The organism is Pseudomonas sp. NPDC088429, from assembly GCF_044753305.1.
Classification (GTDB): Bacteria; Pseudomonadota; Gammaproteobacteria; order Pseudomonadales; family Pseudomonadaceae; genus Aquipseudomonas; species Aquipseudomonas rustica.
In genome coordinates this window covers 47,488-59,892 of the sequence record NZ_JBIVMX010000019.1, presented here as the reverse complement: position 1 = coordinate 59,892, position 12,405 = coordinate 47,488, and the positions used below count along the sequence as shown (strand labels likewise).

Below are 12,405 nucleotides of genomic sequence, written 5' to 3'. Positions count from 1 at the left end.
TCCATCGGCAATGAAAGTACGATCAGACTAAGGAGAGGCTGATGCTTGAATATTTACTGGCAGAAAAAAACTTCGCTGCATTGAAGCAGTATGTGAAGTTTCTGCAGGATCTACCCCCTGCCTTGCAGGAAATGACCGAGTTTACCGGGATCTTCGAACGGCAAAAGCACATCATGGTGCCGCCGCCGAATGTTCAAAGCCTGAGGCAGGCTGCACAAACCAGTGAAATGTGTTGGCGGGCGATACAGGTGGCCACACCGGCGCTTGGCAGCCGTTCTGCGCAGGTGTTGCGTGAGATTTTTGCCTTTATCGAAGAGTTTCAGGCAGTCGTTTCAGAGGCCGACAATCGCCGAAAGACGATCGTCACGATCGATCCGCGGCAATTTTCACTGGTGAGGTCGCCTGCCTGGGGTAATGCACCTGCCGAAAGCATCATCGATGTGCTGCGCGAAATGGATCGCCGGCTTGAGCAATATCGGGGCATGGTGCTCAATTTCAAAACCCGGGTGATCGGACTGGCCGAGTCGATCCACGGCATCTTCGTGCGTTTCATCGAGTGCCTGACGATGCCGATATGCACGTGCGATAAACCGATCCCCAAGATCGAGGCCTATTACAGTCTGGGTAAAATCGGTCTGCCCGGCACGACTTATGAGCCAGGCCGGTTGTATTCGCAGGAGGAGCGAATCGCGCAGTCCAAAGAACATGTCGAGTTTCTGTTCAACCTGCGCCGACGCGCTGCCAGTGCGGCGAACAACCTCAGCGATTTCTGCCATCGGATGTCGTGCATGCTGGATGAAGCGCAACAGATGCTTCGAGACCATTATCCGGCGATGACGATGGCGCGGGCGAAATCTGCGCTGCCGATGCTCAAGGGGCCGTTGAACGATGTGCAAAGCATGTCGGACCAACTGGGCAAATTGACCCGGCTGTAACGCATAAAAAAGCCCATGACAGGTCATGGGCTTTTTGCGTTACGGGTAAGACGCTTACACGTAATACGACTTCAACGGTGGAAAGCCATTGAACTCAACCGCGCTGTAACTGGTGGTGTAAGCACCGGTCGACAACCAGTACAACCGATCACCAATCGCCAGGTTCAGCGGCAAACCGTACTTGTAGTTTTCATACATGATGTCGGCGCTGTCGCAAGTCGGGCCGGCGATGACCACTTCTTCCATCTCGCCCTTCTTCTCGGTCCAGATCGGGAACTTGATCGCTTCGTCCATGGTTTCGATCAGGCCGGAGAACTTGCCCACATCGGTGTACACCCAGCGTTCAACAGCCGTGCGCGACTTGCGTGCGACCAGTACCACTTCGCTGACCAGAATACCGGCGTTGGCGATCAACGAACGGCCTGGCTCGAGAATGATTTCCGGCAGGTCATCACCGAAGTCTTCCTTGAGGAAGCGGATGATTTCTTCGGCGTAGGTTTCCAGGCTGTTGGTGCGGGTGATGTAGTTGGCCGGGAAGCCACCGCCCATGTTGATCAGCTTGAGGTGAATGCCGTCTTCTTCTTTCAGACGCTCGAAGATCACTTTGACCTTGGCGATCGCTGCGTCCCAGACGCTGATGTCGCGCTGCTGCGAACCAACGTGGAAGGAGATGCCGTAAGGCACCAGGCCGAGGTCGCGAGCGAGGATCAGCAGATCCATGGCCATGTCGGTCTGGCAGCCGAATTTGCGCGACAGTGGCCAGTCAGCCGTGGTCGAGCCTTCGGTGAGGATGCGCACATAGACTTTCGACCCCGGTGCAGCCTTGGCGATGTTGCGCAGGTCGGCTTCGGAGTCGGTGGAGAACAGACGCACGCCCTTCTCGTAGAAGTAGCGGATGTCCTTGGATTTCTTGATGGTGTTGCCGTAGCTGATACGGTCGGCGCTGACGCCGCGATCCATCACCTTATCCAGCTCGTAGATCGAGGCGATGTCGAAGCTCGAACCCTTCTCTTTGAGCAGGTCGATGATCTCGACGGCCGGGTTGGCCTTGACCGCGTAGTAGACCTTGGCGAATTCGAAACCGGCGCGCAGGTCATCGTAGGCCTGGCTGATCATCGCGGTGTCGATCACCACGAACGGGGTTTCCTGTTTGTCGGCAAACGCCTTCATTTTGTCAAAAGTGGCGCGCGCGAAATAGTCTTCGACATTGATCGACATGCTGGGAACTCCTACTGGCAAACTGAATTAAACAATGGGTGCAAATGAACGCCCTCCGTATCCCCACTTTGGTTCGCCTACTTCCCAAGGCATGTCGCCGAAAGCAAAAAGGCCACGGGCGGATTTGCCCTTGGCCTTGCTGTCTCGTCGTCAGTACTTGAGCCGGATGGATCGTTTCCAGCATGGACGTTCGGCGCGAACTTTAGGGCGTGAGGGGCCTGAGATCAACTAAAAATGTCGCGTTTTTGCACGCTTCTGACGTGCGTCGCTTTGATCACTCTTTGTAGCCGACCGAGATGACGGACAGATGTTCCCCGAGAATTTCGAAGTGTTAAAAATACCTGCACGTTCACGGATTATGTCGGCGAAGTCGTGGATAAGTGTGATGGCGGCAACATCGGCGACGTTGGCGGCGAGGGGAGGGTATGAGGGGGGATTTGGCTGTTTCGCAGGTCGTTTTAGACAGGCTGTGCGGTTATGCAGTGTTGAGATTAATTTCCGCATGACGAATGAAGAAAAAATCACCCGGATCCTGTGGGAGCGAGCTTGCTCGCGAAGGCTTTTTCACAGTCGACATCGTTGTTGACTGATCTTGCGCTTTCGCGAGCAAGCTCGCTCCCACAGGGTTTTGTGTATTTACCGATTCATCAGGCGACTACGGCCTCAGCTGGCGAGACGATGCTGGTCTTGCCGCCGCGGGATTTGCCGGAGCTCAGATACTCGGCAATCGACTCCTGCGTCACCTCACCGAGGAACACCCGCTCGGCGTCCATCACCGGCAGCCACGAACGGTTGAACTCGTACATGCGCGACAACAGAATGCGCAGATGCTCGTCGTACGCGGCGGTGGCGTTGAACTCACGCAGGAATTGCGCACAAGTGCCAGTCTGACGGTGCAGATCACGACGACGCACATAGCCCAGTGCCTTGTTATCAGCACAAGTGACGACGACATAACGACGGTCATGTTCATCCATCAATTCCAGCGCATCGGCCACTGGCGTTTCCGGGCTCACCGATGGCGCGTTGTCCGCCGCATCTTCCGCTTTGACCAACAGCAGACGCTTGAGTGTGCTGTCCTGGCCGACGAAGTTGCTGACAAAGTCGTCCGCCGGGTGCGCGAGCAGCGTGTCCGGGTGATCGATCTGCAGCAGTTTGCCGGCGCGGAAGATTGCGATTTTGTCGCCGAGTTTGATGGCTTCGTCGATGTCGTGGCTGACCATGATCACGGTCTTGTTCAGCGCCCGCTGCATCTCGAAGAATTCGTTCTGGATCATCTCGCGGTTGATCGGGTCAACCGCACCGAACGGCTCATCCATCAGCAGCAGCGGCGCATCCGCCGCCAGTGCGCGGATCACGCCGATGCGCTGTTGCTGGCCACCGGACAATTCACGCGGATAACGATGCAGATACTGCTTGGGCTCAAGCTTGATCATGCTCATCAACTCGCGGGCGCGGTCGTGGCATTTCTGTTTGTCCCAGCCGAGCAGTTTCGGCACGACAACGATGTTCTCTTCGATGGTCATGTTCGGGAACAGACCGATCTGCTGGATCACGTAGCCGATGTTGCGACGCAGAGTTACTTCGTCGAGGTCGGTGGTGTCTTCGCCGTTGATGAGGATCTTGCCCGAGGTCGGTTTGATCAGGCGGTTGATCATTTTCAGCGTGGTGCTTTTGCCGCAACCCGATGGCCCGAGGAACACACAGATCTCGCCTTCATTGACGGTCAGGCTCACCGAATCCACGGCTTTGACGTCTTTGCCGTTGCTTTGGAAAGTTTTGCTGAGGTTTTGAAGTTCGATCATTTGAGGAGTCCTTTTGGAGTCAACGAGCGTTGCAGCCATTGGAGAAACAGGTCAGCGAAAATGGCCAGAAGACTGACCAGCAGCGCGCCGACGATCAGCATCGACATGTCACTGCGGCTGATGGAAGCGAGGATCAACACACCGAGGCCGCCAGCGCCGATGGTCGCGGCGATGGTCATCACGCCGATGTTCATCACCACGGCGGTGCGCACGCCGGCGAGGATGACGGGCACCGCGATTGGCAGTTCGACCATGCGCAGGCGCTGGCCGAAAGTCATGCCGATGCCGCGTGCGGCTTCACGAATGCCGGGTTCGACGCCGGTGAGGGCGAGGTAGGTGTTGCGCATGATCGGCAGCAGTGAATAGAGGAACACGGCGGTGATCGCCGGCATCGGGCCGAGGCCCTGACCGAACGTCGAGTAGAACGGCAGCAGCAAACCGAACAGCGCAATCGACGGCACGGTCAGCAGCACCGTGGCGCTGGCCTGCAGCGGGCCGGCGAGGCTCGGGAAGCGCGTCATCAAAATGCCCAGCGGCACGCCGACGACAATCGCCAACGTTACAGCGATGCCGACCAGGGTGATGTGCTGCCAGGTCAGGTGCATCACCTGTTGCCAGTCGAGATGGGAAAAGGCGTTGAAGAATTCCATGACTTTTCCTCCTTTAATTCAGCGGATGTTGGCGCAGGAAATCGGCGGCAACGGACGATGGGCTTTCATGATCGACATCGACCCGCGCGTTGAGCTGGCGCATGGTTTCGTCGTCGAACAGTTCGGCCAGCGGCTTGAGTTGCTCGGCCAGTTTCGGGTTGGCGTCCAGTGTTGCCTGGCGCACCACGGGCGCAGCGGTGTAATCGGGGAAGTAGTGTTTGTCGTCTTCCAACAGTTTCAGGCCAAAGGCGCTGAGGCGACCGTCGGTGGTGTAGACCAGACCGGCGAACACCTGACCGTTGCGCAACGCCGTGTAAACCAGCCCGGCATCCATCTGGCGGATGTTCTTGCGGGTCAGGTTCATGCCGTAGAGGTCGACCATGCCGATCAGGCCGTCGGAGCGGTTGGCGAACTCGGTGTCCAGCGCCACCAGGTGATTGGTCTTGGCTTCAGCACGCAGCACCTCGTTCAACTGGCTGATGTTGGTGATCTGCGGATATTCCTCAGCCACTTTTTTCGGCAGCGCGAGGGCGTAGGTGTTGCTGAATTTCGACGGCGTCAGCCAGATCAGGCCTTTTTTGGCGTCGAGTTCTTTCACCCGGGCGTAGGACTGAGCGCTGTCGAGTTTCTCGGTGACATGGTTGTAAGCCACCAGCGACACGCCGGTGTACTCCCAGAGCAAGTCCAGTTGCCCGCTTTCGTGAGCGCTGCGGGCGAGGTTGCTGCCCAGACCGCCAGTGATCTGCGCGTCGTAGCCTTTGCTGCGCAGGTATTGCGCGGTGATTTCCGCGAGCAGGGTCTGCTCGGTGAAGACCCGGGCGCCGAGGCGGATTACCGGTTTGTCAGCGGCTTGCGCGATGCCGGCGAACAGCAGAGCGCTGCTCAGCATCAGGCTTAGAATCAAGCTAAATCGTTTCATAGGTATTCCTTCGCAAAAGCCTTAAGACGTGCGCAAACCGCGTTCCAGCCAGAGACGGCTGGCGAGTGTGACGACGCCATCGAGCAGCAACGCGAGCAGTGCGGTGCACGCAGCGCCGAGTACCAGTTGCGGCTGATTGTTCAGGGCGATGCCGGGGAAGATCAGACTGCCGAGGCTGTTGGCGCCGATCAGGAATGCCAGCGGCGCGGTGCCGACGTTGATCGCCAGGGCCACACGCACACCGCCGACAATGATCGGCACGGCGTTGGGCAATTCGACTTTCCACAGCACCTGGCGCGGCGTCATGCCGATGCCGACGGCCGCTTCTTTGAGCGATCCCTGAACGTTTTTAAGGCCTTCGTAGGTGTTGCGCACAATCGGCAACAAGGAGGCGAGGAATAAAGCGAAGATCGCCGGGCCACTGCCGATGCCGAGGACGCCCAGGGCAATCGCAAGTACGGCCAGCGGCGGCACGGTGTTACCGATATTGAAGATTTGCATGAAGCGTTCGGCGCGTCCGACCATGGTCGGGCGACTGAGGAAGATGCCGGCGGGGATGCCCACGACAAGGGCGGCCAGCATTGAAGCGAGGACGAGAATCAGATGAGCTTGCAGGTAAAACAACAAATCGTCGCGGTAGTGTTCGATCGTGTTGATGCCGATCCAGTGGACCAGCAGGGCCAGGAGCGCGATCACCACCGCACCTCCAATCAGCCCTTTGCCATAGCGGATAGCCACAGGCGGACTCCTTTTTTTGTAGTCGGCAAACGCTCTCCCGTGTGGCATGCCATACATGGCTGCCGGGAATAAACGTTCGCGAGAAGCAGCTCCTTCAGCACCGGAAAAGCGGTCTGAAAGCGAGCCATGAGCGCAGCCTCGTCAGGCTAACTTGCTGATTTTTCAGCCCCTGACGACATGTCGTAACAGGGGATGGACGTCTCCGAGCGCTGAAAGGTTCCCACATAAGATGCCATCTGGCCACCTGTAGGAGCTGCCGAAGGCTGCGATCTTTTGACTTTGTTCTAGCGCAACAGAGCAAAAGATCGCAGCCTGCGGCAGCTCCTACAGGGTTTTGCGGGCCCGAGGGACGGTGGTTCGGCGGTTACATTTTAAGCTATACTCGCCGCCCTTTTTTGAATCACCGCCAGGCGATTTCCCATGACCAACCAGGCCGCCGAAGTCGCGAAACGCCGCACTTTCGCCATTATTTCCCACCCCGATGCCGGTAAAACCACGATCACCGAAAAGCTCCTGTTGATGGGCAAGGCGATTGCAGTGGCCGGTACGGTGAAATCCCGTAAATCCGATCGCCATGCGACATCCGACTGGATGGAGATGGAAAAGCAGCGGGGTATTTCCATTACCACGTCGGTCATGCAGTTCCCGTATCGCGAACACATGATCAACCTGCTCGACACCCCGGGCCACGAAGACTTCTCTGAAGATACTTATCGCACCTTGACGGCGGTCGACTCGGCGCTGATGGTGCTCGACGGCGGTAAAGGTGTTGAGCCGCGTACCATCGCGCTGATGGACGTCTGCCGTCTGCGTGACACGCCGATCGTCAGCTTCATCAACAAACTCGACCGTGACATCCGCGACCCGATCGAACTGCTCGACGAAATCGAAGCCGTTCTGAAGATCAAAGCCGCGCCGATCACCTGGCCGATCGGTTGCTACCGCGACTTCAAAGGCGTGTACCACCTGGCCGATGACTACATCATTGTTTACACCGCCGGCCACGGTCACGAGCGCACCGAAACCAAGATCATCGAGAAACTCGACTCCGACGAAGCCCGCGCACACCTGGGCGACGAGTACGACCGTTTCATCGATCAGCTTGAGCTGGTTCAGGGCGCCTGCCACGAATTCAACCAGCAGGAATTCCTCGACGGTCAGCTGACCCCGGTGTTCTTCGGTACGGCTTTGGGCAACTTCGGTGTTGACCACGTACTCGACGCCGTTGTCGATTGGGCCCCGCGTCCATTGGCCCGTGTCGCCAACGAACGTACCGTTGAGCCGGTCGAAGAGAAGTTCTCGGGCTTCATCTTCAAGATCCAGGCGAACATGGACCCGAAGCACCGCGACCGTATCGCGTTCATGCGTATCTGCTCCGGCAAGTACGAGAAAGGCATGAAGATGCGCCACGTGCGCACCGGCAAGGACGTGCGCATCGGCGACGCCCTGACGTTCTTCTCCTCCGAGCGTGAGCAACTGGAAGAGGCTTTTGCGGGCGACATCATCGGCCTGCACAACCACGGCACCATCCAGATCGGCGACACCTTCAGCGAAGGTGAAGTTCTCGGGTTCACCGGCATTCCGCACTTTGCGCCGGAGCTGTTCCGTCGTGTGCGTCTGCGTGATCCGCTGAAGTCCAAGCAGTTGCGTCAGGGTCTGCAGCAGTTGGCCGAAGAGGGTGCAACGCAGGTGTTCTTCCCGGAGCGCAGCAACGACATCATTCTTGGCGCCGTGGGTGTGCTGCAGTTTGATGTGGTCGCCAGCCGTTTGAAGGAGGAATACAAGGTTGAGTGCTCGTATGAGCCGATCACTGTGTATTCCGCGCGCTGGATTGAGTGCAGCGACAAGAAGAAGCTTGAGGAGTTTTCCAACAAGGCTGTGGAGAACCTGGCGGTCGATGGTGGCGGTCATTTGACCTACCTCGCGCCGACACGGGTTAACCTGGCGTTGATGGAAGAGCGCTGGCCGGACGTGAAATTCCGGGCGACGCGTGAGCATCACTAAGTTCTGAACTGTTTTGTCCGAAGCCCCCAAGGTGTATGCCTTGGGGGTTTTTTATTGCCTTGGGTTTGGGGGCATATCCGTTTCTGCGGGAGTTTCTGATTACGGTTTCGCCCTTACGGCGACTCACTTTTTTTACAAACGCCTAAAAAAAGTAAGCAAAAAAACGCTTGCTCCTACGTGCGGCCCGCTCGCTGGGGCTCGGGGTTCCTTCGCTGCGGGATTGATCCGGGCGCAGCGCCTACGGTTTGCTGCGCTGCACCTCCTCTCGCTGTGTTTGGCTGCGCCAAACGGTCGCTGCGCTCCCACGCCCGGATCAATCCCTCCACTCAGCCTTCCGATGTCGCCTGTGGATCAAGATCAAGATCAAGATCAAGAGCAGGCGAGCTGACACTCGGCCTATTGAGTGGTGAGGAGCACGGTTTCGGCTTTGGATTTGTGGTGTTTTTGCCCCTCATCGGAACGCCGCCCGCCCAGTCCTCTCCAGAGGGAGTGGGAGCCGATTTGTGAGCCTTTCAGAATCTGGGCTCGACTCGGTATCCCACGTCGGCCTACCTCTCCCAATCACCTCAGATCAGTCCCCTCTCCCTCCGGGAGAGGGTTAGGGTGAGGGGCTTTTGATCTCAAGTCGGTTTTTTGTAATCTCTCGATGTACTTGGCCACAACGTTTGGCTGGCCAGTACGGTGCTTGTGCTGTTTTAAAATCCGTTGACCCGCCAAGCCACTCGTTCGTCCACCCCGCACAACCCGTCACTTAGGTGATTCAGCTATCAGTGTTATTCAAAAGCAATCTGTCCTTCAAGGGCATTTCCACTCGGCCTTTAGCGTCCTATCTGGTGAACACGGCTGATCGGAACTAGATTTCACACAGCGCCAGTCAGGCACGTATGTCTCACCTGGAAAAGGATGGAGTCGGCTATGAAGAGCAGATTGCTACGCGTTTTATTGCTATTGAAAGTGATGGTGATGTTGTCCCTCGGCACCGCGACGGCCTGGGCCGAGTGCGAGGATCATGATTCTCAGGCCTTCAACGGGCAGGTGGGGCACAGCGGCTTGATGCTCGCCAAATCCGAGTCCGAGCCGGGCGATCAGGGGCAGGGCGGTGCCGCCGACGATGACGACTCGACCACCGACGAGCCGGACACTGATGATCCGGATGAGGGCGATAGCCAGACGTAGATCTAAGATCAAATAAACCTCTGGTTGCGATATCCCTGTAGGAGCTGCGGCACGCTGCGATCTTTTGATCTGGATTTTATCAATCAGAATCTAAAGATCGCAGCGTGCCGCAGCTCCTACAGTTTTAACAACGTGTTGTCCGGATCGAGCAAGATCGACTTTTCGTCTGGAACCGTCTGTCAGATTATCAGGATTATGTAGAGATACCTGTCAGATATGACAGTAGACGGCTTGTTATGCGGTCATTACAAATACATCCGCAAACGGGTGTTTTTATAAATGACCAAAAGGAATTGCATGATGAGCGCTAACGAAAGAAAAAAGACGACCGGGAAGTTACAGGCGAAGGGTACTACCGTGGAGGGTTTTTCAACCACCGATGTTCTGGCATATCAAAATCTGTCCGATCTGGGTTTTAGTTTTGAAGGACGTAATGACAAAGGCGAATGGCTAATCTTCTTTGTGCGTACGCTGGATATTAGAGCCGGAGAAAGTTACCAGATTGAGCAGTTTGGTTCTGCGGGGGCGGCGACAGCGCATTATGAGGCTTCTGCCGACGTTGGATATAACGGTATTTCCGGCTTCATCAAGTTTGTAAAGTTCGATAAATTGACCCAAGAAGCGGTCATCGAAGCTGAAGCAACGATCGCCAGAGTAAATGGCGAGGAGAAGGATATCGTGGTCAAGGGGGAATTTTCTGGTTTTGAGGGCAGTAACTAACAATGGCTAATCATCAGCTCTGAAATATCACTAAAGAAACCTCCTGCTGTCTCGAATTATGCACAGTCGAGACAGAAGAGGTTTTATCAATACTTGACTCTGTTTGAAACGCATTCCCTGTGGGAGCGGGCTTGCTCGCGAAGGCGGCTTGTCAGTCAACGATTAAAGTGACTGATACGACGCTTTCGTGAGCAAGCCCACTCCCACAGTTTTTGCATCATCATTCAGATTTGCTTACGCCGCGCCGTCGAGGAATTGCTCGGCGTAGTGGCAAGCCACCTGCCGGTTATCCAGCGGACGCAGTGCCGGTTCTTCGGTGCTGCAACGCTCGGTCGCGTACGGGCAGCGCTTGTGGAAAGCGCAGCCCGGTGGCGGATTGAGCGGGTTAGGCAGTTCGCCGACGATTTTGATTTTCGGCTTGTTCGGATCCGGGTGAATGGTCGGGGTCGCCGACAGCAGCGCCTGGGTGTACGGGTGCAGCGGGCGTTCGTAGATGTCGTTCTTCGGGCCCATTTCCACTGGACGGCCGAGGTACATCACCATCACGTCATCGGCGACGTGTTGCACCACCGCGAGGTTGTGCGAGATGAACACATACGCGGTGTTGAACTCCTGCTGCAGATCCATGAACAGGTTGAGCACCTGCGCCTGAATCGATACGTCGAGCGCCGAGGTCGGTTCGTCCGCCACCAGCACTTTCGGTTGCAGCATCATCGCGCGCGCCAGGGCGATACGCTGACGCTGGCCGCCGGAGAACATGTGCGGATAACGCTGGTAGTGCTCAGGGCGCAAGCCGACCTGCTTCATCATCGCCTGGACTTTCTCGCGACGTTCGGCGGCGGAGAGGTTGGTGTTGATCAGCAGCGGTTCGCCGAGCTGGTCACCGACTTTCTGCCGTGGATTCAACGAGGCGTACGGGCTCTGGAACACCATCTGCACGTCTTTGCGCAGTTGCTTGCGCTGAGCCTTGTCGGCGCCGGCGACTTCCTGCCCGGCGATTTTCAACGAGCCGGACGAAGGCTCTTCAATCAGCGTCAACGCACGGGCGAGGGTGGATTTGCCGCAACCCGACTCGCCTACAACGGCGAGGGTCTTGCCGGCTTCCAGTTCGAACGACACGCCGTTGAGTGCGCGCACGGTCGCATGGCCCTTGAACAGGCCACGGGACACTTCGTAGTGACGGGTCAGGTCGCGGGCGGTAAGTACGACGGCCATTACGCCACCTCCTGATTCAGCGGGTAGAAGCAGCGGGCGAGGCTGTGGGCTTTCGGATCAAGGCCTGGACGCTGCGCGCGGCAGCTGTCCTGCACGTACGGGCAACGCGGCGACAGCAGGCAACCCTGCGGACGGTCGTAACGGCCCGGGACGATGCCCGGCAGGGTCGACAGACGTGAGGCGCCGAGGCTGTGCTCGGGAATCGCCTTGAGCAGCGCTTCGCTGTACGGGTGCGCCGGGATGTCGAACAGTTGCGGCACTTGGCCGACTTCCACGGCTTGCCCTGCGTACATCACGCAGACGCGCTGGGCGGTTTCAGCCACAACCGCGAGGTCATGAGTGATCAGCACCAGGCCCATGTTCTGTTCTTTCTGCAACGCCAGCAGCAGATCCATGATCTGCGCCTGAATCGTCACGTCCAGAGCCGTGGTCGGTTCGTCGGCGATCAGCAGTTTCGGTTCGCCGGCAATCGCCATGGCGATCGCAACGCGCTGGCTCATACCGCCGGACAGTTGATGCGGGTAGGCGTCCATACGGCTGGCGGCGCCGGGGATTTCAACTTTTTCCAGCAGTTCGATCGCACGTTTACGCGCCTGCTTGCCGGACATTTTCAGGTGCAGACGCAGCACTTCTTCGATCTGGAAACCGACGGTGTAGCTCGGGTTCAGCGCGGTCATCGGATCCTGAAAAACCATCGACAGGTCTTTGCCGACGATCTGCCGACGCTGACGATTGCTCAGCTTGAGCATGTCTTTGCCGTCAAAGTTGAGCGAGTCAGCGGTGACGATGCCGGGATGCTCGATCAGGCCCATCAGCGCCATCATGGTCACGGATTTACCCGAGCCCGATTCACCGACGATGGCCAGTACTTCGCCTTTGTCGACTTTCAGGTCGAGGCCGTCGACCACCGGGGTCGCGGTCTTGTCGCCGAAGCGAACGTTGAGATTCTTGATTTCTAGCAGTGACATGGGAATCTCCTCAGGCGGCGTTCTTGAGTTTCGGGTCGAGCGCATCGCGCAGGCGGT

11 protein-coding genes are annotated in these 12,405 nt (G+C 57.5%); 4 read left to right on the top strand and 7 right to left on the bottom strand.

Annotated features, from left to right (window positions below):
• The first annotated feature begins 41 nt into the window (after positions 1-41).
• The gene (locus ACIP66_RS12710) at positions 42-935 is read left to right on the top strand and encodes a hypothetical protein (protein WP_400648477.1); all 894 of its coding nucleotides are present in this window, start codon (positions 42-44) and stop codon (positions 933-935) included.
• A gap of 54 nt (positions 936-989) precedes the next feature.
• Here ACIP66_RS12710 and ACIP66_RS12705 read toward each other — a convergent pair whose 3' ends face one another.
• From ACIP66_RS12705 to ACIP66_RS12685, 5 genes are all read right to left on the bottom strand, one after another.
• The gene (locus ACIP66_RS12705; protein ID WP_053117055.1) at positions 990-2,153 is read right to left on the bottom strand and encodes a type III PLP-dependent enzyme; all 1,164 of its coding nucleotides are present in this window, start codon (positions 2,151-2,153) and stop codon (positions 990-992) included.
• Positions 2,154-2,800: 647 nt separating this feature from the next.
• Entirely contained in the window at positions 2,801-3,958 is a 1,158-nt protein-coding gene (locus ACIP66_RS12700) for a betaine/proline/choline family ABC transporter ATP-binding protein (protein ID WP_053117057.1), read from the bottom strand.
• On the bottom strand, positions 3,955-4,608 hold the full coding sequence (locus ACIP66_RS12695) for an ABC transporter permease (protein ID WP_400648473.1): 654 nt from the start codon (positions 4,606-4,608) through the stop codon (positions 3,955-3,957). Before ACIP66_RS12695 ends, ACIP66_RS12700 begins: the two co-directional genes overlap by 4 nt.
• Before the next feature lie 13 nt (positions 4,609-4,621).
• The gene (locus ACIP66_RS12690; RefSeq protein ID WP_053117059.1) at positions 4,622-5,527 is read right to left on the bottom strand and encodes a glycine betaine ABC transporter substrate-binding protein; all 906 of its coding nucleotides are present in this window, start codon (positions 5,525-5,527) and stop codon (positions 4,622-4,624) included.
• Positions 5,528-5,548: 21 nt separating this feature from the next.
• On the bottom strand, positions 5,549-6,265 hold the full coding sequence (locus ACIP66_RS12685; protein WP_053117060.1) for an ABC transporter permease: 717 nt from the start codon (positions 6,263-6,265) through the stop codon (positions 5,549-5,551).
• Positions 6,266-6,685: 420 nt separating this feature from the next.
• On the opposite strand from ACIP66_RS12685, the gene ACIP66_RS12680 reads away from it, so the two are divergent.
• The 3 genes from ACIP66_RS12680 to ACIP66_RS12670 all read left to right on the top strand — a co-directional run bounded on the left by ACIP66_RS12680 (position 6,686) and on the right by ACIP66_RS12670 (position 10,165).
• A complete protein-coding gene (locus ACIP66_RS12680) occupies positions 6,686-8,269 on the top strand; it encodes a peptide chain release factor 3 (RefSeq protein WP_053117061.1) in 1,584 nt (527 codons plus the stop codon).
• Between the two features lie 915 nt (positions 8,270-9,184).
• Positions 9,185-9,445: a hypothetical protein gene (locus tag ACIP66_RS12675; RefSeq protein WP_159815350.1), complete on the top strand. Its 261-nt coding sequence runs from the start codon at positions 9,185-9,187 to the stop codon at positions 9,443-9,445.
• Positions 9,446-9,745: 300 nt separating this feature from the next.
• A complete protein-coding gene (locus ACIP66_RS12670) occupies positions 9,746-10,165 on the top strand; it encodes a hypothetical protein (protein WP_400648469.1) in 420 nt (139 codons plus the stop codon).
• 234 nt (positions 10,166-10,399) lie between these two features.
• Here ACIP66_RS12670 and ACIP66_RS12665 read toward each other — a convergent pair whose 3' ends face one another.
• Positions 10,400-11,380 carry a peptide ABC transporter ATP-binding protein gene (locus tag ACIP66_RS12665; protein ID WP_053117064.1) on the bottom strand — a complete coding sequence of 327 codons (981 nt, stop codon included), beginning with the start codon at positions 11,378-11,380 and terminating at the stop codon, positions 10,400-10,402.
• Positions 11,380-12,348: an ABC transporter ATP-binding protein gene (locus ACIP66_RS12660; RefSeq protein ID WP_129389065.1), complete on the bottom strand. Its 969-nt coding sequence runs from the start codon at positions 12,346-12,348 to the stop codon at positions 11,380-11,382. Before ACIP66_RS12660 ends, ACIP66_RS12665 begins: the two co-directional genes overlap by 1 nt.
• Positions 12,349-12,405: the final 57 nt, after the last annotated feature.